The organism is Citrobacter sp. Marseille-Q5395 (genome assembly GCF_947057495.1).
Taxonomy (GTDB): Bacteria; Pseudomonadota; Gammaproteobacteria; order Enterobacterales; family Enterobacteriaceae; genus Citrobacter; species Citrobacter murliniae.
The window spans coordinates 109,057-129,010 of record NZ_CAMSEL010000016.1 but is presented as its reverse complement, the minus strand read 5'-3'; the positions used below and the strand labels follow the sequence as shown (position 1 = coordinate 129,010).

The following is a 19,954-nucleotide window of genomic DNA, read 5'->3' as shown; positions in this document are numbered from 1 at the left end:
ATGAAAATTTTGATTGTTGAAGACGATACGTTGTTGTTACAGGGGCTGATACTCGCCGCGCAAACGGAAGGTTACGCCTGCGATGGCGTGTCAACCGCCCGTGCAGCAGAGCATTGCCTGGAGACCGGACATTATAGTCTGGTAGTTCTGGATCTCGGTTTACCCGATGAAGACGGTCTGCATTTTCTGAACCGTATCAGGCAGAAGAAATATACCCTACCGGTACTGATCCTCACCGCTCGTGACACGCTCAAAGATCGTATCAACGGACTGGACGTCGGTGCCGATGACTATCTGGTAAAACCCTTCGCTCTGGAGGAACTGCACGCCCGCATCCGGGCGCTATTACGTCGTCATAACAACCAGGGTGAGAGTGAACTTATTATCGGTAACCTGACGCTGAATATTGGTCGTCGCCAGGTGTGGTTGGACGGACAAGAGGTTATCTTAACGCCCAAAGAGTACGCGCTACTGTCGCGGTTGATGCTCAAAGCGGGCAGCCCGGTACACCGGGAAATTCTGTATAACGACATCTACAGTTGGGATAACGAGCCGTCGACAAATACGCTTGAAGTCCACATTCACAATCTGCGCGACAAAGTCGGGAAATCACGCATCCGCACGGTCAGAGGATTTGGCTACATGCTGGTTGCTACCGGGGAAAGCTAAGTGAAGCTGATACATTTTTTAAAACAACCGCTTCCGCTTCGTCACCGCCTGATGCTGACGATTGGCCTTATTCTGCTGGTCTTTCAGCTGATTAGTACCTTCTGGCTATGGCACGAAAGCACTGAACAAATACAGCTGTTCGAGCAGGCGTTACGCGAAAACCGTAACAACGATCGCCACATCATGCATGAGATCCGCGAGGCCATCGCCAGCCTGATCGTCCCCGGTATCTTTATGGTCAGCCTGACGCTGATTATTTGCTATCAGGCAGTACGGCGTATTACCCGTCCCCTTGCTGATTTACAAAAAGAGTTAGAAGCACGTACGGCAGATAACCTGACTCCTATCGCTATTCGCAGCTCGACCATTGAGATCCAGGCGGTAGTCTCGGCCCTCAATCAACTGGTGACGCGACTGACCACCACCATCGAAAACGAACGTCTGTTTACCGCCGATGTCGCCCACGAGCTTCGAACGCCGTTATCCGGCGTTCGCCTGCACCTGGAACTGCTGTCAAAAGCCCACAACGTTGACGTTTCGCCGTTGATTGCCCGTCTTGACCAAATGATGGACAGCGTGTCGCAGCTACTGCAGCTCGCCCGTGTGGGTCAGTCGTTTTCCGCCGGGAATTACCAGCATGTGAAACTGCTGGAAGACGTGATATTGCCTTCCTACGATGAGCTCAGCACTATGCTGGACCAGCGGCAACAGACGCTATTACTACCAGAGAGCGCCACGGATGTCGTCGTCCGGGGTGACGTCACGCTGCTGCGTATGCTGCTGCGAAACCTGGTGGAAAACGCACATCGTTACAGCCCGGAAGGCACCAATATTACGATTGTCCTAAACACAGAACACGATGCGTTGATGGCCGTCGAGGATGAAGGGCCAGGAATTGATGAAAGTAAATGCGGGGAGTTAAGCCAGGCGTTTGTACGCATGGACAGTCGTTTCGGCGGCATTGGCCTGGGATTGAGTATTGTTAGCCGTATAACCCAGCTCCACCATGGCCAGTTCTTCTTGCAGAATCGCGCCGGAACCACTGGCACCCGAGCCTGGGTGGTGCTGGAGAAAGATCAGTAAGAGCTCACCCATACGTACAAAAAGCTGCTCACGATCAGCACGCTGCATACGGTGGTTAAACTTTCATAAATACGGGTTTTCATGACACTCTCCTCCAATAATCTGGAGGAGAGTTTGCCTGACAGAGATTAAGCCAACCTTAAGAGCCTGCCCTATTAGGCTCTAAGCCCTGGCTTACAGGAAAAGATTACTCATCAATACGCGGGTGCTGCTGTACCAGTCGCGAACGCTTGACCTGCAATTCAGCAATTTCCTGATCGATATCTTCAATCTTCTGCTCGATGTTATCGTAGTGCTCACCGAGGATTTCTTTCGCTTCCTGTATATCCGAAGCCGCAGGGGTCGCTCCTTTCAGTGGCTGATTAGCGGTCTCTTTCATGGTCACGCCGGTAATTAAACCCACCACCGCAATCACCATCAGATAGTAAGCAGGCATCATCAGATTCTGCGAACTTTCCACCAGCCAGGCGGCCAGCGTTGGGGTCAAACCGGCAATCAATACCGAAATATTAAACGCCGCAGCCAGCGCACTGTAACGAATGTGCGTCGGGAACATCGCCGGTAACGATGATGCCATTACCCCGGTAAAGCAGTTGAGGATCACCGCCAGCATCAATAAACCAGCGAAAATCAGGCCGATAATGTTGCTGTTAATCAAAATGAATGCCGGGATCGCCAGCACAAACAGCGCAATACTGCCCATAATAATAAACGGACGACGCCCGAAACGGTCGCTGAGCAGCCCCATCACCGGTTGTACAAACAGCATCCCGATCATGATGGCGATAATAATCAGCACACCGTGATCTTCAGAATAATGCAGGTTATGCGACAGGTAGCTCGGCATATAAGTGAGCAGCATGTAATAGGTGACGTTTGTCGCAATCACCAGACCAGTACACGCCAGCAGGCTACGCCAGTGCTTGGTCGCAATTTCCTTAAAGGAGACTTTCGGCCCTTCCTGCAAACCCTGACGGTCGCCCTGCTCCAGCTTATCAACGTGCTGTTGAAACGCCGGAGTCTCTTCCAAAGCGTGACGCAGATACAGACCAATCAACCCTAACGGCAACGCGAGGAAGAACGGAATACGCCAGCCCCAGTCAAGGAAATTCTCCTCACCGACGACGGTGGAGATCAACACCACGACGCCCGCACCCAGCACAAATCCCGCGATGGAGCCGAAATCCAGCCAGCTCCCCATAAACCCACGCTTACGGTCGGGAGAGTATTCCGCGACGAAAATTGATGCGCCGGTGTACTCCCCACCCACTGAGAAGCCCTGCGCCATCTTACACAGCAGCAGCAGTATTGGCGCCCAGATACCAATGGAGGCATACGAAGGGATAAGTCCGATACAGAACGTACTTATCGACATAATCACAATCGTGATAGCAAGTATCTTCTGGCGACCATATTTATCGCCGAGCATACCGAAGAACAATCCGCCAAGCGGTCGAATCAGAAAGGGAACGGAGAAGGTGGCAAGTGCAGCAACCATCTGCACGCTGGGGTCAGCCCCCGGGAAAAACACTTTACCTAATGCGTAAGCTACAAACCCATAAACACCAAAATCAAACCACTCCATTGCATTACCTAACGACGCAGCGGTAATGGCTTTTCGCAGTTTACCGTCATCGATAATGGTGACGTCGCGAAGCGTGATAGGTTTTATTTTTTTCCTTTTTAGCATACCTGTCCTCTTAGACTTAGCCCTGTCGCGCACAGAACGAATCACTCAACGCAGCATGCGCTAAGGTCATCGGCCTTGCGGGGAATGCACTGGCGCAATCCCTGTAACAAGCGTAGCAGGTTTACTTACACTGACCTGAAGTGTGCAGTACAACCGAACCTGTTGACGCCTGATTGGGCGGTTAATGACCTCTTTACCCTAACAGTGTTTAAATTTGTGATCAACTTCACACATAGTTTTTCATTTCGTCAACATGCGTAAATAAGGTCATTCTTAGTCAGCTTTTTTACATAAAGTCGTTGCGATTTATTGGCAATTATCTACAAGAGAATCGCCCTGTCGCACCAACAATCACCGCAGTCATTATTATTCTGCTAGCGAAAAAAACATCTAATCCCTTCACAAAAAATTCACAGATTTTTTAATAGCCGGAAGCTTTAGGAATTTTTGCTCGGAATATGTGATGAAGATAACTAAAACACCGTTTTATTTTGATTGAATCATCGTTCTCATGAATGCACACTAATTCCAGACGCAATATCCCTGGGAGCAGTTAGATGCTCAACGTATGCCGCGTTAGATTTTATAAAACAAAGAGATAGCCGTTTTCTTTGTTGTTATTTTTAAGTAACCATTTGAATTTAAATAATTTTTAATTTCTTGCGCGTTTGATACCAGCGACAAGACATGAGGACGTTTATGAAAATTAAAGCCACGATTGAACGCATCCCCGGCGGAATGATGTTGATTCCACTGTTATTAGGCGCAGTATTAAATACGTTAGCTCCCGATACCGGTGCTTATTTCGGTTCATTTACAAAAGGAATGATCAGCGGCACCGTTCCGATTCTGGCTGTGTGGTTTTTTTGTATTGGCGCATCTATTGATTTACGCGCAACCGGAACGGTATTACGCAAATCCGGTACGCTGGTATTAACCAAAATAGCCGTGGCTTGGGCAGTGGCAATGATTGCCGCTTCATTTATCCCTGACACAGGTATTCAAACTGGTTTCTTTGCGGGTCTTTCCGTTCTGGCGATAGTCTCGGCAATGGACATGACCAACGGTGGTCTGTACGCCAGCCTGATGAATCAGTACGGTACTAAAGAAGAGTCCGGCGCATTCGTTCTGATGTCACTGGAGTCTGGCCCGTTAATGACTATGGTCATCCTGGGTTCTGCAGGCCTCGCTTCCTTCGAACCGCACCATTTCGTCGGTGCAGTCTTACCGTTCCTGATTGGCTTTGCGCTGGGTAACCTGGATCACGACCTGCGTTCCTTCTTCAGCAAAGCGACGCCGGTGCTGATTCCGTTCTTCGGCTTCGCGCTGGGTAACACCATTAACCTGAGCGTCATTGTTGATACCGGTCTGCTGGGTATCCTGCTGGGTGTCGCGGTAATCGTTATTACTGGTATCCCGCTGATTATTGCCGACCGTGTCATTGGCGGAGGGAACGGTACTGCGGGCGTTGCAGCCTCTTCTGCGGCAGGTGCTGCGGTGGCAAATCCGGTGATCATCGCTCAGATTAACCCGGCATTTGAACCCGTTGCCGCCTCAGCGACGGCATTGGTTGCCGCCAGCGTTATTGTCACTGCGATTCTGGTACCAATTATCACCGCGCTGTACGCCAAACGTTTTAACAAACAGCCGGTCGTCACAGAGACTGCGGCCACACCAGCGGATTCTCTGCACCACTAAGTTTGCCCCAACGTACTCACCGTCCCCTCTCAACCCATGAGAGAGGACGGTGCAAAAATCTCTTCAACCATCGCATCAACTAACCGCTTTGCCGAACACAGCCTCGGCATTCCCAACGCCACATTTTGCCAACGCTGCGTTACCGACCAGCTCACCGGATGCCGCTCTGCATCACACCAGTCACCAAGCCAGCTCAGCATATCGTTGTGTTCACTTGATCCGCCGACAGCAGGTGTACTGAGCCATTGGTGATAATAATGACGCGTAGTAGGTGCAGCATTTACGCTATGTGCCAGCGCCTGGGTAGCCATCGTGCGCAGATTGTCTTTTAGCATCGATACCACATCGGCATTCCCCAGCCGACAGGCATCTCCAAAGGCTCCCCAACGTAGCTCCTCCAGCGCGATGAAGCAGCGCCCCGGCAATGACCAGCCGTCATAAGCGCCAGCACGCCAGCGAGTAAAAATTTGTTCGCTATGTTCACCTGCCTGAACAGTCAGCCCTCGTTGGACAAGCGCCTTCTTTTTATAAGCGCTGCGTTGTGTAAACCAGTCGGAGAGTGCGCTTATCTGCAGCATTACGCCCTGGGTGGCATGACCGCGCGGATTTTCCATTTGATGCATAAACAACAGTCGTTCAGCAATACGCATCAGTGCCAGATGCCCCGGATCGATCATTCCCGCCAGTTTCTCCACCAGCTTAAGACGCATAACCAGGTGCTCGCTGGATACTCCCGCCATAACCCACGCCCGAAGCTGAGTCTGGGATAACACTTCTTGCGTCAGGCGCGCGCGCAGTCGCTTCTGCTGTTGCAGAAAACCGCCGGAACGTTTGGTTTCATCTCCCTGAACCAGATCGACCATAAACTTCGGGTAGACACACTCCAGCGTCCGCCCTGGGCCTTCCAGTAACACGTTAGTCATGTATGCTCTACTGCAAAAAGGGTGTGAATATCGTCACGTAGCAAGCGAGAATCTTCATAAATCCATGCCGCAGTCGCAATACGATGCTGTAATTGCTCACTCAGGGCATTCACTGCAGATTCATTTTGCTGACGCAGGGCCAAACTCTCACGCAGGCTCGCCTGTAATTGCGTCAGGCTCAGTGAAAAATCGGCAAAAAACGTTGCCATACCTGCCGTAACGGAAATATCGACCTGCGCCACTAAAGCTTTACGGATTTGTTGGCAAAACAGGGTGACGTACTGCACCAGGCTCTTGTGCAGTACGCTCATATCAATCAGGTAACGCGTTTTGGTTTCAACGTAATCATTCCATCCCCAGTTTGGCTGGTTCAGCCAGCGGGAGAAGGTGTCCCGCACGCCTCCCACCGTGGAGGTGGTATTTTCCGACGGCATATCCTGTTCAATGGCTTCGTTAAACAACTGGCGAGTATTGAAGTTGAACATCGCCGCATGAAATGCCGGAAAACGGATCCGCGCACGAAATCCGGTATGGCTCAGTTCCTCTTTCACCCGCAGCTCAATTGGCCTCATGGCCTCGTTTAACGTCCGCGACAGCGTCGACTCCAGTTGCTCAAAACGCAACGCCAAATCGCGACTGATATTCTCCTGCGCTGCCAGCAGGACGACTTCACAGGACGACCGAATTTTATCTAATACAATCTTCGCTTGCCCTTCGTCATGCAGCACCAGCATTTCACCCGCCATTTCCGCCGCTACAATGGACGCTCCCATACCGTGTTGTGAGATCCTCAACACGTTTTCTTTTGCAAAGAACGCATTAATTCTAAAAAGAATATCGGCTTGCTGTTGATTGAGAAACGCCGTGGCAGATTCCAGCGCCAGCTCAACCTCGTGGTTAACTTCATCACTCACCCGCTCCTGGCTCACCTGAAGCTGCTGCATATCTTCTTCAATATGGCTGACATTCAGCTGCAGCTTTTCATACGCTACTGTTAAGCCGTGATAGCGAAACTCCAGGTATTCATGCGCGCTTTGCGCATAGTTCAATAACTTATGCGACGCAGAGCGTAGTGCATAGAGCGAAGCATTAGCGTAGGCAGCATGGATCAATTTTTGAATCGGCTGCTCAAACAATGAATCTTCCCAAAGCAAATCGGCGGCATGCCTAATATGCTCCGTATCATCAAGATCGGTGGTTCGCCAGCGCCTGCCGAGCGCCGCTTCGGCAAAATCCTGTACCCAGCGTTGTTTATGGTGATCCGGCAACCGCCCGTTAGTCGTCAACTCATGACGCGCCCTGTTCGCCAGATATCCCCACATTGAAGAAACCGGATAAATACGTTCAGGTGTAATAGCGCCTTTCATCAAGGTACCGGAAATCAACGCCCGCACCTGCTCTTCATCATCACTATTGCGGTCTTTCTGATCGAATTTATTCACCAGAGCGTACAACGGCACCGACTTTCCAACCGCTGTAATGGCCTGACGGACTTCCTCATCCGAAATAGATTTCAGTTGGGTATAATCCATCACCGCCAGCACCGCTGAAGCCCGCGCCAGCTGTTCATTAAGCATCTTTTGTAAGTGCGGCTGCCCCGCCTCATTTGGCCCCGGCGTATCCAGCAGGGTCAATTGCCCCGGATAGCTCGCCAGCCCGGCCAAATGCACAAACTCAACTTCAATAACCGGAATATGCTCAATCGCGGCGTAAGCGGAAAAAGGAAAATCGACCTCCAGCGCTTTTGACAGACGCACAAGATCGTTCAGACTTTTGAGACAGTGGAAAATAGGTTCTGCGCCAAGATAATACCGTTCAAATGCCACGCCGGTTTCAATACGCTGAAGCAGGGCATTCATATCCTTATCAATTTCCAGCGTCTGAGTCAGAAGCTGGCGATCGCACTCCCGCACGCGCTGCTGTAATAAATTCATCAAGGCATCAATCGGTGCAACATGAGAAAAATGCAGCACCGGCTCTTTCTGACCTGGCGTATGGCGGATAAGCGTCGGCAGCGCCGTCATCGGGCGATTACGATTAGGCAGAACCTCCGTACCCACAATCGCGTTTATTGTCGTCGATTTACCCGCCTTCATGGTGCCGACAATAGCCAGCACCATCTCCAGACGCGTTATCTTTCGCAGCTCATTGTTGAGCGTTGCCTGCTGGACATCCATGCCACGCGCACTGAAATGCAGGGGCTGTACCTGTCCGCTATGCTCTCCTTCTTTCTGCGTGACGTTATCCAACGATGTCGCGGGCAATTTTTGTAATTGCTTGAGATGTTCCTGAGAGAGCATCAGCAAGCGTTCAGCTTCCTGACTTAATTCATATATTGTCTGTGTGTACATGGAAAATTTTTCCTTAACGCAAATAGCAGTGCTTTTATTTAGCCAAATCGTTTTATTTATAGACTTTTGGCTTTTATAATTACGTGTGGAAATAATTAAAAATCAAAACAACCAATTGATATTTTTAATATAGAATTCAATGTATAACCGTTGGCCTGAGGCCTCTCACTTACTGTATTAAGTAAGAAAGATAAAGAGAGTAGTTCAGTTTTAAAAAATGCCAGCTTAATTCCCCTACCTAAATTAAGGGGTCGTGAAGCATTCACATACAATGGCTAAGTGATACTGAAAGTCGTGTGACCTATGAATATCAGGTGGTTTGCCTCACCTTATCTTAAATAACAAAGCGTAGCAATTTCCCTTAAAAAATATTCAGTCCGGATTTCAGGTACTGGAAAGCAAAGGTATTGTGGTGTTTAACTGCAGCCTGCCATTTTTCTTAATCGGACAGTAGTCCCGACAAAAGCAGGGATTTTATGTATAATTGCGGCCTTTTTCGGCAATCTGCCATTTTTGGGCGCTTTTGCCCCTGCTGACTTTTGAGGAAATCTACATGTCATTACCACACTGCCCACAATGCAACTCCGAATACACTTACGAAGATAACGGCATGTTCATTTGCCCGGAATGCGCCCACGAATGGAACGATGCTGAACCGGCTCAGGACAGCGACGAACTGATCGTGAAAGACGCTAACGGCAACCTGCTGGCCGACGGCGACAGCGTTACCGTCGTGAAAGATCTGAAGGTAAAAGGTAGCTCTTCAATGCTGAAGATTGGGACCAAAGTGAAAAACATCCGTCTGGTTGAAGGCGACCACAACATTGATTGCAAGATCGATGGATTTGGCCCAATGAAACTGAAATCCGAGTTCGTGAAAAAGAACTAATGATTATGCCCGGTGGCGCTTCGCTTACCGGGCTTACGCTAACTACACTTAACTGGCTTCTTTTACTGAGGTAAAAATTATGCCATTAAGTCCCTACATCTCTTTTGCCGGCAATTGCGCCGACGCCATCGCATACTACCAACAGACATTGGGCGCAGAGCTGCTCTACAAAATCAACTTTGGTGAAATGCCCAAATCGGCACAGGACAGCGAAGAGGGTTGCCCTTCAGGTATGAAATTCCCCGATACTGCAATAGCCCACGCTAATCTGCGTATCGCGGGCAGCGATATCATGATGAGTGATGCTGTTTCATCAGGAAACGCACATTATTCCGGTTTCACGCTGGTTCTTGATACGCAACATGTCGACGAAGGGAAGCGCTGGTTTGACAAACTTGCCGCCAAAGGCCAAATCGAAATGGACTGGCAGGAAACCTTCTGGGCGCACGGATTCGGTAAAGTCACCGATCAATACGGTGTGCCATGGATGATTAACGTCGTGAAGCAACCGCAGCCAACCGAGTAACCTGACGGGAGGCTCGCCCTCCCGTACTGTCATCAAATCTCGCTCAACTCTTCATCGCCAGGTAACCTTCCTTTAACGAAAATGTCACATTAATCCGCCACGATGGGGCCACTTTTTTAGGGAGGCCGCATCATGCAAACGATTATTCGCGTCGAAAAACTCTCCAAATCCTTCAATCAACATCAGGCGCTAAACGCGGTTGATCTCAATATCGGTGCCGGTGAGATGGTCGCTCTGCTTGGGCCGTCTGGCTCCGGCAAATCCACCCTTTTACGCCATTTAAGCGGTTTGATTACTGGTGATAAATCACCAGGTAGTCACGTCGAACTGTTAGGTCGCACCGTACAGCGTGAAGGCCGGCTGGCGCGCGACATTCGCAAAAGCCGCGCTCACACCGGCTACATCTTCCAGCAGTTCAATCTGGTGAACCGTCTGACCGTGCTGGAGAACGTGCTGATTGGTGCGCTCGGCAGCACACCGTTCTGGCGCACTTGTTTTAGCTGGTTTACGTCAGAACAGAAACAACGTGCGTTACAGGCGCTAACCCGCGTTGGCATGGCGCACTTTGCATATCAGCGCGTTTCCACGCTTTCAGGCGGGCAGCAGCAACGCGTCGCCATCGCCCGCGCGCTGATGCAGCAGGCAAAAGTGATCCTCGCCGATGAGCCGATTGCCTCGCTGGACCCGGAATCTGCGCGCATCGTGATGGACACCCTGCGCGACATTAACCAGACCGACGGCATCACCGTGGTTGTCACGCTGCATCAGGTGGATTACGCCCTGCGTTACTGCGAACGCATTGTCGCACTGCGTCAGGGGAACGTCTTCTTTGATGGCAGCAGCCAACACTTCGATAACGATCGATTTGATCATCTCTACCGCAGCATGAACCGCGTCGAACAGAACGCGCAGGCTGCTTAATTGAACTGAAAAGGCCAGGCTGACAAGTGAAATAGCCTGGAACAATGACTCGTTGAGGAAAAAACATGAGCTATAAGGCCGTTGCCGCGCTGGCGTTCACCAGCATGTTCAGCATCAGTACCTTGTTAAGCCCGGCGCATGCCGAAGAGCAGGAAAAAGCGCTGAACTTTGGCATTATTTCGACTGAATCACAGCAAAACCTGAAGCCACAGTGGGAACCGTTCCTGAAGGACATGGAAAAATCACTGGGCGTAAAAGTGAACGCCTTCTTTGCCCCGGACTATGCCGGGATCATCCAGGGAATGCGTTTTAACAAAGTCGATATCGCCTGGTAAGGCAACCTCTCCGCCATGGAAGCAGTGGACCGCGCCAACGGACAGGTCTTTGCACAGACCGTCGCCGCAGATGGATCGCCGGGTTACTGGAGCGTGCTGATCGTTAACAAAGACAGCCCGATCAACAACCTGAACGAACTGATCGCCAAACGCAAAGATCTGACTTTCGGCAACGGCGATCCTAACTCCACTTCAGGCTTCCTTGTTCCTGGTTACTACGTCTTCGCCAAAAACAATATTTCTGCCAGCGACTTCAAACGCACGGTTAACGCCGGGCACGAAACTAACGCCCTGGCGGTCGCCAACAAGCAGGTGGATGTGGCAACCAACAACACTGAAAACCTCGACAAACTGAAAACCTCCGCGCCAGACAAACTAAAAGAACTGAAGGTGATCTGGAAGTCACCGCTGATCCCGGGCGATCCGATCGTCTGGCGTAAGAACCTCTCCGAAAACACCAAGGACAAGGTGTACGACTTCTTTATGAACTACGGCAAAACACCAGAAGAGAAAGCCACTCTGGAACGTCTGGGCTGGGCGCCATTCCGCGCCTCCAGCGATCTGCAACTGGTGCCGATTCGTCAGCTGGCGTTGTTTAAAGAGATGCAGGGCGTGAAGGACAACAAAGGGCTGAATGCAGAAGAGAAAACCAGCAAAACCTCAGCGCTGAAAGCACAGCTCGACGACCTCGACCGCCTGACTGCTGCACTGGGTGCGATGACCAGCGTCACCAAAGCGGTGCAGTAACGGATTGCCCGGTGGCGCGATGCTTACCGGGCCTACGAACGTAGGCCGGATCAGGCAAAGCTGCCATCCGGCAATACAGAATAACGGAGCCAAATATGCAAACCATCACCGTCGCCCCACCCAAGCGCAGCTGGTTCTCGCTACTGAGCTGGGCCATCCTTCTCGCCGTGCTGGTTGTCTCGTGGAAAGGTGCCGAAATGGCCCCGCTCACGCTGATCGAGGATTCCGGCAATATGGCGACTTTCGCCGCCGACTTCTTCCCGCCGGACTTCAGCCAGTGGCGGGACTATTTGGGCGAAATGGCCGTCACTCTGCAAATCGCCGTCTGGGGTACCGCCCTCGCTGTTGTTTTATCGATTCCTTTTGGCCTGATGTGCGCCGATAACCTCGTGCCGTGGTGGATTTACCAGCCGATGCGAAGGGCGATGGACGCCTGTCGCGCCATCAACGAAATGGTCTTCGCCATGCTGTTTGTCGTCGCCGTCGGCCTGGGTCCGTTTGCAGGCGTCATGGCGCTGTTCATCCATACCACCGGGGTGCTCTCCAAGCTGCTTTCCGAAGCAGTAGAAGCCATTGAACCCGGTCCGGTAGAAGGGATTCGCGCTACCGGTGCTAACAAGATTGAAGAAATCCTCTACGGCGTTCTGCCGCAGGTCATGCCGCTACTCATCTCCTACTCGCTGTACCGTTTTGAGTCCAACGTCCGCTCCGCCACGGTGGTCGGGATGGTCGGCGCAGGCGGGATCGGCGTAACGCTATGGGAGGCGATTCGCGGCTTTCAGTTCCAGCAAACCTGCGCCCTGATGGTGTTAATCATCGTCACCGTCAGCCTGCTGGATTTCCTCTCCCAGCGTTTACGTAAGCACTTTATCTGATTAGCGAGGCATTGATTGCTATGCACTTGTCTACACATCCGACCAGTTATCCGACGCGTTATCAGGAGATTGCCGCGAGACTTGAGCAGGAGCTTCGTCAACATTATCGCTGCGGCGACTACCTTCCCGCGGAGCATCAGCTTGCCGCGCGCTACGAGGTGAACCGCCATACATTGCGCCGTGCCATCGACCAACTGGTTGAACGCGGCTGGGTGCAGCGTCGCCAGGGCGTGGGCGTACTGGTGCTGATGCGCCCGTTCGATTACCCACTCAATGCTCAGGCGCGCTTCAGCCAGAACCTGCTGGACCAGGGGAGCCACCCTACCAGCGAAAAACTGCTGGCGGTGCTGCGCCCGGCGTCCAGCCACATTGCCGACGCATTGAGCGTCAAAGAGGGCGACAACGTCATTCATCTGCGCACCCTGCGCCGGGTGAACGGTATCGCTCTGTGTCAGATTGACCACTACTTTTCCGACCTCACCCTCTGGCCGCTGTTGCAGGGCTTTAACAGCGGCTCATTGCACGACTATCTGCGCGAGCAATCTGGCCTGACATTACAGCGCACGCAGACGCGTATCAGCGCCCGCCGCGCGCAGGCCAAAGAGAGCAAGATACTGGAAATCCCCAACATGGCGCCGCTGCTGTGCGTGCGTACCCTGAACCACCGTGATGGCGAAGAGCATGCAGCGGAATACTCCGTCAGCCTGACCCGCGCCGACATGATCGAATTCACCATGGAGCACTGACTGAATGCACGTCGATATCGCCACCCGCCAGCACTGGATGCGCGTGCTGGCTTACAGCAACGCTGAAACCCTGAATGCGCGTCTGCAGGCACTGAAGCTGACGCCGGAATATGAACTGATCCGCGCACCAGAAACCGGACTGATGCAGATTCAGGCCCGTATGGGCGGCACCGGCAACCGTTTCTTTGCTGGCGACACCACGCTCACCCGCGCAGTAGTACGCCTTAAAAGCGGCACGCTGGGCTACAGCTACCTGCTCGGACGTAATAAACACCATGCTGAGCAGTGCGCCGTCATTGACGCGCTGCTCCAGGAACAGACGCATTTCCAGAGCCTAATGGAAACCCTTATTACCCCGCTGGAAGCGGAACGCGATGCACTGATTAGCGCTCGCCGTGCCGAAGTTAACGCCAGCCGGGTCGACTTCTTCACGCTGGTACGCGGAGATAACGCATGACCTTACAAACAGCCTTTAACCTACCCGTCCAGGACGCGCAACAAAGCTTTCGTCGTCTGCTGAAAGCAATGAGCGAACCGGGGGTGATTGTCGCCTTGCATCAACTGAAACACGGCTGGCAGCCGCTGAATCTCGCGACCACCAGCGTGTTACTGACACTGGTCGATGGCGACACACCGGTCTGGCTGGCACCTTCCATGAATAATGACATTGCCAGCCAGAACCTGCGTTTTCACACTAACGCGTCGCTGGTGGATCAGCCACAACTGGCGGCATTTGCCGTTGCCGACGAACGCATCAGCAGCGAACAACTGAACGCACTCTCCTCCGGCTCCGCCGTTGCGCCAGAGACCAGTGCCACCCTGATTGTGCAGGTCGCAGGTTTAAGCGGTGGCCGAATGCTGCGCCTGACGGGTGCGGGCATTGCAGAAGAACGGATGATTGCGCCACAACTGCCTGACTGCATTATTCATGAACTCACCGAACGCCCGCACCCGTTCCCGTTGGGAGTCGATCTGATCCTGACCTGCGGCGAGCGGTTGCTGGCTATTCCGCGAACCACCCATGTGGAGGTGTGCTGATGTACGTCGCCGTCAAAGGGGGTGAAAAGGCGATAGCCAACGCCCACGCACTGCAAGAAAACCGACGCCGGGGCGATGATGACATTGCCGAACTGAGCGTGACGCAAATCGAACAGCAGATGAACCTGGCGGTCGATCGCGTGATGACTGAAGGCGGGATTGCTGACCGTGAACTGGCCGCGCTGGCACTGAAACAAGCCAGTGGTGATAACGTCGAAGCCATCTTTCTGCTGCGCGCCTACCGCACAACGCTGACAAAGCTGGCGGTGAGCGAGCCGCTAAACAGTGCAGAGATGCGCCTGGAACGCCGTATCTCCGCCGTCTACAAGGACATTCCCGGTGGACAGCTGTTAGGCCCTACTTACGACTACACCCACCGCCTGCTGGATTTTACCCTACTGGCCAATGGCGAAACGCCGCCACTGCGAACCGCTGATAGCGCACAGGAGGCCTCCCCACACGTCTTCTCTCTGCTGGCAAACCAGGGACTGGCAAAGCGTGAAGAAGATAACGGGGCAACGCCCGATGACATCACCCGCACACCGCCAGTTTACCCCTGCTCACGCGCCTCACGCCTGCAACAGCTAATGCGTGGTGATGAAGGTTATCTGCTGGCACTCGCCTACTCCACTCAACGCGGTTACGGGCGTAACCATCCGTTTGCGGCAGAGATCCGCAGCGGCTATGTGGAACTGGAAACTGTACCGGAAGAGCTGGGATTTGCGGTCAATGTCGGCGAACTGTTGATGACCGAATGCGAAATGGTCAACGGTTTTGTCGCGCCAGAGAACGAAGCGCCCCATTTTACCCGCGGTTACGGGCTGGTGTTCGGCATGAGTGAACGTAAAGCGATGGCAATGGCACTGGTGGACAGAGCCCTACAGGCACCCGAATACGATGAAACGGTCACGGGACCCGCGCAGGACGAAGAGTTCGTGCTGGCGCATGCGGATAACGTCGAGGCGGCGGGTTTTGTTTCGCACCTCAAGCTCCCCCATTACGTCGATTTCCAGGCCGAGCTGGAACTGCTCAAACGTCTGCAACAGGAGGCCTCTCGTGACCACTAACCTCTCCGGTTACAACTTTGCTTATCTTGATGAGCAGACCAAACGCATGATCCGCCGCGCCATTTTGAAAGCGGTCGCCATTCCCGGCTATCAGGTGCCGTTCGGCGGCCGTGAAATGCCGATGCCCTACGGCTGGGGAACTGGTGGTATTCAACTGACTGCCAGCGTGATTGGCGAGCCGGATGTGCTGAAGGTGATTGACCAGGGTGCAGATGACACTACCAACGCCGTGTCGATCCGCAACTTCTTCAAACGCATTACTGGGGTAAATACCACTGAGCGAACAGAAGACGCCACGCTGATCCAGACTCGTCATCGGATCCCGGAAACACCCCTAACTGAAGATCAGATCCTGATCTTTCAGGTACCAATCCCGGAGCCGCTGCGCTTTATCGAACCTCGCGAAACGGAAACCCGCACCATGCACGCGCTGGAAGAGTACGGCGTGATGCAGGTGAAGCTGTATGAAGATATCGCCCGCTTCGGCCATATCGCCACCACTTATGCCTATCCGGTGAAGGTTAACGGGCGCTACGTGATGGACCCATCACCCATTCCAAAATTCGACAACCCGAAGATGGATATGATGCCAGCCCTGCAACTGTTTGGCGCAGGCCGTGAAAAACGGATCTACGCCGTTCCGCCCTATACCAGGGTGGAAAGCCTCGATTTTGACGATCACCCGTTCACGGTGCAGAGCTGGGATGAGCCCTGCGCCATCTGCGGTTCAACCCACAGTTATCTCGACGAAGTGGTGCTCGATGACACCGGCAAACGGATGTTTGTCTGCTCCGACACCGATTACTGCCGCCAACAGAGTGAGGCTCTCAGCAAATGACGCAACCGCTGCTTTCGGTCAACAACCTGACCCACCTCTACGCGCCGGGCAAGGGCTTCAGCGATGTCTCTTTCGACCTGTGGCCTGGCGAAGTGCTGGGCATCGTCGGCGAGTCCGGCTCCGGCAAAACTACGCTGCTGAAATCGATCTCCTCACGTCTGACGCCGCAGGGCGGTGAGATTTTGTATCAGAACCATTCGCTGTACGGCATGAGTGAAGCCGACCGCCGGCGCCTGCTGCGTACCGAATGGGGCGTGGTGCATCAGCATCCGATGGACGGTCTGCGCCGCCAGGTTTCGGCGGGTGGCAATATCGGCGAACGCCTGATGGCTACCGGCGCGCGCCATTATGGTGACATCCGAGCCACCGCGATGCGCTGGCTGGAGGAGGTCGAAATCCCCGCCTCACGTATTGACGACCTGCCGACCACCTTTTCCGGCGGCATGCAGCAACGTTTACAGATCGCCCGTAACCTCGTCACCCATCCCAAACTGGTGTTTATGGATGAACCCACCGGCGGGCTGGACGTCTCGGTACAGGCCAAACTGCTGGACCTGCTACGCGGCCTGGTGGTGGAACTGGATCTGGCGGTGGTGATTGTCACCCATGATTTAGGCGTGGCGCGTCTGCTGGCAGACCGTTTGCTGGTGATGAAGCAAGGTCAGGTGGTGGAAAGTGGATTAACTGACCGCGTGCTCGATGATCCACATCACCCCTATACCCAACTGCTGGTGTCGTCCGTATTGCAGAATTAAGAGGCCAACATGATTCGCGTTGAAAATGTCAGTAAGACTTTTGTACTCCACCAGCAAAACGGTGTACGTCTGCCGGTGCTGCAAAACGCCACTCTGGAAGTTAAAAACGGGGAATGCGTGGTACTTCACGGCCATTCCGGTAGCGGAAAATCAACGCTGCTGCGCTCGCTATACGCCAACTATCTGCCGGATGAAGGGCACATCCACATTCGCCACAGTGATGAATGGGTGGATCTGGTGCAGGCTCCGGCACGCAAAGTACTGGAAGTCCGTCGCGCAACCATCGGCTGGGTGAGCCAGTTTCTGCGTGTGATCCCAAGGATTTCCGCGCTGGATGTCGTAATGCAGCCTCTGCTTGATCTGGGGGTTTCTCGCGAGGAATGCGCTGCCAAAGCGGCGAATCTGCTCACTCGCCTGAATGTCCCGGAGCGGCTGTGGCATCTTGCACCGTCGACGTTTTCCGGCGGTGAACAGCAGCGCGTCAACATTGCCCGCGGGTTTATCGTCGATTACCCCATTCTGCTGCTCGATGAGCCCACTGCCTCACTGGATGCCAAAAACAGCGCCGCCGTCGTCGCACTGATTGAAGAAGCGAAAGCCCGCGGCGCGGCAATTGTCGGCATTTTTCACGATCAAACCGTGCGCGACCGCGTAGCGGATCGCCTGCACCTGATGGGAACAACAGCATGATTATCAACAATGTAAAGCTGGTGCTGGAAAATGAAGTGCTGCAAGGATCGCTGGAAATACAGGACGGGGTTATCCGCGCTGTTGCCGAAGGCCAGAGCCGTCTTCCGCAAGCGCTGGACGGTGAAGGCGGCTGGCTGTTGCCGGGGCTGATCGAACTGCATACCGATAATCTGGATAAATTCTTCACCCCCCGTCCGAAGGTGGACTGGCCCGCCCATTCGGCAATGAGCAGCCACGACGCGCTGATGGTCGCCAGTGGTATCACGACCGTGCTGGATGCCGTCGCCATTGGCGATGTGCGTGACGGCGGCGACCGTCTGGAAAACCTGGAGAAGATGATTAACGCGGTAGAAGAGACACAAAAACGCGGGGTCAATCGCGCTGAACACCGCCTGCATTTGCGCTGTGAGTTGCCGCATCACACCACCCTGCCGCTGTTTGAAAAGCTGGTCGGTCGCGAACCGGTAACTCTGGTTTCGCTGATGGACCACTCGCCGGGTCAGCGTCAATTTGCCAACCGCGAGAAGTACCGCGAGTATTATCAGGGCAAATATTCACTCACCGATGCGCAGATGGCCCTTTATGAAGAGGAACAAGTGGCACTGGCGGCACGCTGGTCGCAGCCCAACCGCTCAGCCATTGCGCAGATGTGCCGCGAACGTCAGATTGCGCTGGCAAGCCACGATGACGCGACGCATGAACATGTGCTGGAATCGCATCAGCTTGGCAGCGTTATTGCCGAATTTCCCACCACGTTTGAGGCCGCAGAAGCCTCACGCCAGCATGGTATGAATGTGCTGATGGGAGCGCCAAACATCGTGCGCGGTGGTTCCCACTCTGGCAACGTGGCGGCACATAAGCTGGCAGAATTAGGCCTGCTGGATATCCTCTCTTCTGATTACTACCCCGCCAGCCTGCTCGATGCTGCCTTTCGTGTTGCCGATGACGAAGCCAACCGCTTTACGCTATCGCAGGCAATCCGGCTGGTCACCCGCAACCCGGCACAAGCGCTGAATCTCAACGATCGTGGCGTTATTGCTGAAGGTAAGCGTGCGGATCTGGTGCTGGCACACCGTAAGGGCGATCACATCCATATCGATCACGTCTGGCGTCAGGGGAAAAGGGTGTTCTGACTATGGGAAAACTGATCTGGTTGATGGGGCCATCCGGCTCAGGTAAGGACAGTTTGCTGGCGGCACTCCGCCAGCAGGAACATACGCAGTTACTGGTGGCGCACCGCTACATTACCCGAGTCGCTAACGCCGGGAATGAAAATCATATCGCCCTCAGTGAACAAGAGTTTTTTACCCGCGCCGGGCAGAATCTGCTGGCGCTGAGCTGGCATGCCAACGGCCTATACTACGGCGTGGGCGTGGAGATCGACCTCTGGCTGCACGCCGGTTTCGATGTCGTCGTCAACGGATCGCGCGCCCATCTGGCACAGGCGCAAACGCGCTATGGCACCTCGCTTTTGCCCATTTGCTTACAAGTTTCTCCTGAGATTTTGCGCCAGCGCCTGCAGATGCGCGGGCGGGAGAGCGCAATGGAAATCGCCGCCCGCCTCGAACGCGCAGCACGCTACACGCCGTTTGACTGCCATGTCCTCAATAACGATGGAAGTTTGCTACAGTCAGTCGATACATTGCTCACACTGATGGGACGCAAGGAGAAGAAACATGTCTGTCTGTGAATTACGCCGCGCCACGCTGTACGATGTTGATGCGGTTTACGCGCTTATTTGCGAACTAAAGCAGGGCAAATTTGACCACCAGGCATTTAGCGCCGGGTATGCCGCAAATCTGCAGGACCACAATATGCGCTACCAACTGGCGCTATTGGACGGACAAGTCGTCGGGATGATTGGTCTGCACTTACAGTTTCACCTGCACCACGCCAACTGGATCGGTGAAATTCAGGAATTAGTTGTAATGCCACAGGCGCGAGGGCTAAAAGTAGGCAGTCAACTGCTGGCCTGGGCTGAAGCGACAGCACGTGAGGCTGGCGCAGAAATGACCGAGCTTTCCACCAGTGTTCAACGCCACGACGCACACCGTTTTTACCTGCGTGAAGGCTATGTACAAAGCCATTACCGCTTCACCAAGCCGTTATAGGG

The 19,954-nt window shown here is 53.6% G+C and carries 21 protein-coding genes and 1 pseudogene; 18 read left to right on the top strand and 4 right to left on the bottom strand.

The genetic code is table 11. From position 1 onward, the window contains the following. Both pmrA and pmrB read left to right on the top strand, forming a co-directional pair. The gene (pmrA, locus tag OH663_RS18110) at positions 1 to 669 is read left to right on the top strand and encodes a two-component system response regulator PmrA (RefSeq protein ID WP_200012879.1); all 669 of its coding nucleotides are present in this window, start codon (positions 1 to 3) and stop codon (positions 667 to 669) included. A gap of 9 nt (positions 670 to 678) precedes the next feature. After that, on the top strand, positions 679 to 1,752 hold the full coding sequence (pmrB, locus tag OH663_RS18105; protein ID WP_200012946.1) for a two-component system sensor histidine kinase PmrB: 1,074 nt from the start codon (positions 679 to 681) through the stop codon (positions 1,750 to 1,752). Here pmrB and pmrR read toward each other — a convergent pair. Next, positions 1,746 to 1,835 (bottom strand): LpxT activity modulator PmrR, encoded by a 90-nt coding sequence (gene pmrR / locus OH663_RS18100; protein ID WP_003826741.1) that lies wholly within the window; start codon positions 1,833 to 1,835, stop codon positions 1,746 to 1,748. The genes pmrB and pmrR overlap by 7 nt on opposite strands. A gap of 104 nt (positions 1,836 to 1,939) precedes the next feature. Continuing rightward, positions 1,940 to 3,442 carry a glycine betaine/L-proline transporter ProP gene (gene proP, locus OH663_RS18095; RefSeq protein ID WP_045438776.1) on the bottom strand — a complete coding sequence of 501 codons (1,503 nt, stop codon included), beginning with the start codon at positions 3,440 to 3,442 and terminating at the stop codon, positions 1,940 to 1,942. A gap of 699 nt (positions 3,443 to 4,141) precedes the next feature. Here proP and kdgT point away from each other — a divergent pair. Next, positions 4,142 to 5,140, top strand: coding sequence for a 2-keto-3-deoxygluconate transporter (kdgT, locus tag OH663_RS18090; RefSeq protein WP_045438773.1), 999 nt, complete (start codon positions 4,142 to 4,144; stop codon positions 5,138 to 5,140). A 29-nt stretch (positions 5,141 to 5,169) separates the two neighbouring features. On the opposite strand, the gene OH663_RS18085 is transcribed toward kdgT, so the two are convergent. Together OH663_RS18085 and crfC are read right to left on the bottom strand one after the other, a co-directional pair. Next, on the bottom strand, positions 5,170 to 6,063 hold the full coding sequence (locus OH663_RS18085) for a diguanylate cyclase regulator RdcB family protein (protein WP_200012880.1): 894 nt from the start codon (positions 6,061 to 6,063) through the stop codon (positions 5,170 to 5,172). Then, a complete protein-coding gene (gene crfC / locus OH663_RS18080) occupies positions 6,060 to 8,414 on the bottom strand; it encodes a clamp-binding protein CrfC (RefSeq protein WP_200012887.1) in 2,355 nt (784 codons plus the stop codon). Before crfC ends, OH663_RS18085 begins: the two co-directional genes overlap by 4 nt. Before the next feature lie 553 nt (positions 8,415 to 8,967). Between crfC and OH663_RS18075 the strand changes: the two genes are divergently transcribed. From OH663_RS18075 to phnO, 15 genes and pseudogenes are all read left to right on the top strand, one after another. Further along, positions 8,968 to 9,303: a zinc ribbon domain-containing protein YjdM gene (locus OH663_RS18075; protein ID WP_003031835.1), complete on the top strand. Its 336-nt coding sequence runs from the start codon at positions 8,968 to 8,970 to the stop codon at positions 9,301 to 9,303. Positions 9,304 to 9,382: 79 nt separating this feature from the next. After that, positions 9,383 to 9,829: a VOC family metalloprotein YjdN gene (yjdN, locus tag OH663_RS18070; RefSeq protein ID WP_045438759.1), complete on the top strand. Its 447-nt coding sequence runs from the start codon at positions 9,383 to 9,385 to the stop codon at positions 9,827 to 9,829. A gap of 132 nt (positions 9,830 to 9,961) precedes the next feature. Further along, positions 9,962 to 10,750 (top strand): phosphonate ABC transporter ATP-binding protein, encoded by a 789-nt coding sequence (gene phnC, locus OH663_RS18065; protein ID WP_045438756.1) that lies wholly within the window; start codon positions 9,962 to 9,964, stop codon positions 10,748 to 10,750. Between the two features lie 65 nt (positions 10,751 to 10,815). Next, positions 10,816 to 11,832, top strand: a pseudogene (gene phnD / locus OH663_RS18060) (phosphonate ABC transporter substrate-binding protein). A gap of 95 nt (positions 11,833 to 11,927) precedes the next feature. Further along, entirely contained in the window at positions 11,928 to 12,707 is a 780-nt protein-coding gene (gene phnE / locus OH663_RS18055) for a phosphonate ABC transporter, permease protein PhnE (protein WP_045438742.1), read from the top strand. Positions 12,708 to 12,727: 20 nt separating this feature from the next. Further along, positions 12,728 to 13,453, top strand: a complete 726-nt coding sequence (phnF, locus tag OH663_RS18050) for a phosphonate metabolism transcriptional regulator PhnF (protein ID WP_045438740.1) — start codon at positions 12,728 to 12,730, stop codon at positions 13,451 to 13,453. Positions 13,454 to 13,457: 4 nt separating this feature from the next. Next, the gene (gene phnG / locus OH663_RS18045; protein WP_045438737.1) at positions 13,458 to 13,910 is read left to right on the top strand and encodes a phosphonate C-P lyase system protein PhnG; all 453 of its coding nucleotides are present in this window, start codon (positions 13,458 to 13,460) and stop codon (positions 13,908 to 13,910) included. Beyond that, a complete protein-coding gene (gene phnH / locus OH663_RS18040) occupies positions 13,907 to 14,491 on the top strand; it encodes a phosphonate C-P lyase system protein PhnH (RefSeq protein ID WP_200012890.1) in 585 nt (194 codons plus the stop codon). Before phnG ends, phnH begins: the two co-directional genes overlap by 4 nt. After that, positions 14,491 to 15,558, top strand: a complete 1,068-nt coding sequence (locus OH663_RS18035) for a carbon-phosphorus lyase complex subunit (protein ID WP_200012892.1) — start codon at positions 14,491 to 14,493, stop codon at positions 15,556 to 15,558. Before phnH ends, OH663_RS18035 begins: the two co-directional genes overlap by 1 nt. A 46-nt stretch (positions 15,559 to 15,604) precedes the next feature. Further along, entirely contained in the window at positions 15,605 to 16,396 is a 792-nt protein-coding gene (gene phnJ, locus OH663_RS18030) for an alpha-D-ribose 1-methylphosphonate 5-phosphate C-P-lyase PhnJ (RefSeq protein WP_231593097.1), read from the top strand. Further along, positions 16,393 to 17,151, top strand: coding sequence for a phosphonate C-P lyase system protein PhnK (gene phnK / locus OH663_RS18025; RefSeq protein WP_200012893.1), 759 nt, complete (start codon positions 16,393 to 16,395; stop codon positions 17,149 to 17,151). The genes phnJ and phnK overlap by 4 nt, the downstream gene beginning before the upstream one ends. Before the next feature lie 9 nt (positions 17,152 to 17,160). After that, entirely contained in the window at positions 17,161 to 17,841 is a 681-nt protein-coding gene (gene phnL, locus OH663_RS18020) for a phosphonate C-P lyase system protein PhnL (RefSeq protein ID WP_045438722.1), read from the top strand. Further along, positions 17,838 to 18,974, top strand: a complete 1,137-nt coding sequence (phnM, locus tag OH663_RS18015) for an alpha-D-ribose 1-methylphosphonate 5-triphosphate diphosphatase (RefSeq protein ID WP_200012894.1) — start codon at positions 17,838 to 17,840, stop codon at positions 18,972 to 18,974. The genes phnL and phnM overlap by 4 nt, the downstream gene beginning before the upstream one ends. Positions 18,975 to 18,976: 2 nt before the next feature. Beyond that, positions 18,977 to 19,531, top strand: coding sequence for a ribose 1,5-bisphosphokinase (gene phnN, locus OH663_RS18010; protein ID WP_200012895.1), 555 nt, complete (start codon positions 18,977 to 18,979; stop codon positions 19,529 to 19,531). Beyond that, positions 19,518 to 19,952, top strand: a complete 435-nt coding sequence (phnO, locus tag OH663_RS18005) for an aminoalkylphosphonate N-acetyltransferase (protein ID WP_200012901.1) — start codon at positions 19,518 to 19,520, stop codon at positions 19,950 to 19,952. The genes phnN and phnO overlap by 14 nt, the downstream gene beginning before the upstream one ends. Positions 19,953 to 19,954: the final 2 nt, after the last annotated feature.

What these genes read in the sequence shown, in the direction of transcription:
- pmrA (WP_200012879.1), top strand. Translation starts at nt 1, where the DNA reads ATGAAAATTTTGATTGTTGAAGACGATACGTTGTTGTTACAGGGGCTG.
- pmrR (WP_003826741.1), bottom strand. Translation starts at nt 1,835, where the DNA reads ATGAAAACCCGTATTTATGAAAGTTTAACCACCGTATGCAGCGTGCTG.
- proP (WP_045438776.1), bottom strand. Translation starts at nt 3,442, where the DNA reads ATGCTAAAAAGGAAAAAAATAAAACCTATCACGCTTCGCGACGTCACC.
- kdgT (WP_045438773.1), top strand. Translation starts at nt 4,142, where the DNA reads ATGAAAATTAAAGCCACGATTGAACGCATCCCCGGCGGAATGATGTTG.
- OH663_RS18085 (WP_200012880.1), bottom strand. Translation starts at nt 6,063, where the DNA reads ATGACTAACGTGTTACTGGAAGGCCCAGGGCGGACGCTGGAGTGTGTC.
- crfC (WP_200012887.1), bottom strand. Translation starts at nt 8,414, where the DNA reads ATGTACACACAGACAATATATGAATTAAGTCAGGAAGCTGAACGCTTG.
- OH663_RS18075 (WP_003031835.1), top strand. Translation starts at nt 8,968, where the DNA reads ATGTCATTACCACACTGCCCACAATGCAACTCCGAATACACTTACGAA.
- yjdN (WP_045438759.1), top strand. Translation starts at nt 9,383, where the DNA reads ATGCCATTAAGTCCCTACATCTCTTTTGCCGGCAATTGCGCCGACGCC.
- phnC (WP_045438756.1), top strand. Translation starts at nt 9,962, where the DNA reads ATGCAAACGATTATTCGCGTCGAAAAACTCTCCAAATCCTTCAATCAA.
- phnE (WP_045438742.1), top strand. Translation starts at nt 11,928, where the DNA reads ATGCAAACCATCACCGTCGCCCCACCCAAGCGCAGCTGGTTCTCGCTA.
- phnF (WP_045438740.1), top strand. Translation starts at nt 12,728, where the DNA reads ATGCACTTGTCTACACATCCGACCAGTTATCCGACGCGTTATCAGGAG.
- phnG (WP_045438737.1), top strand. Translation starts at nt 13,458, where the DNA reads ATGCACGTCGATATCGCCACCCGCCAGCACTGGATGCGCGTGCTGGCT.
- phnH (WP_200012890.1), top strand. Translation starts at nt 13,907, where the DNA reads ATGACCTTACAAACAGCCTTTAACCTACCCGTCCAGGACGCGCAACAA.
- OH663_RS18035 (WP_200012892.1), top strand. Translation starts at nt 14,491, where the DNA reads ATGTACGTCGCCGTCAAAGGGGGTGAAAAGGCGATAGCCAACGCCCAC.
- phnJ (WP_231593097.1), top strand. Translation starts at nt 15,605, where the DNA reads ATGATCCGCCGCGCCATTTTGAAAGCGGTCGCCATTCCCGGCTATCAG.
- phnK (WP_200012893.1), top strand. Translation starts at nt 16,393, where the DNA reads ATGACGCAACCGCTGCTTTCGGTCAACAACCTGACCCACCTCTACGCG.
- phnL (WP_045438722.1), top strand. Translation starts at nt 17,161, where the DNA reads ATGATTCGCGTTGAAAATGTCAGTAAGACTTTTGTACTCCACCAGCAA.
- phnM (WP_200012894.1), top strand. Translation starts at nt 17,838, where the DNA reads ATGATTATCAACAATGTAAAGCTGGTGCTGGAAAATGAAGTGCTGCAA.
- phnN (WP_200012895.1), top strand. Translation starts at nt 18,977, where the DNA reads ATGGGAAAACTGATCTGGTTGATGGGGCCATCCGGCTCAGGTAAGGAC.
- phnO (WP_200012901.1), top strand. Translation starts at nt 19,518, where the DNA reads ATGTCTGTCTGTGAATTACGCCGCGCCACGCTGTACGATGTTGATGCG.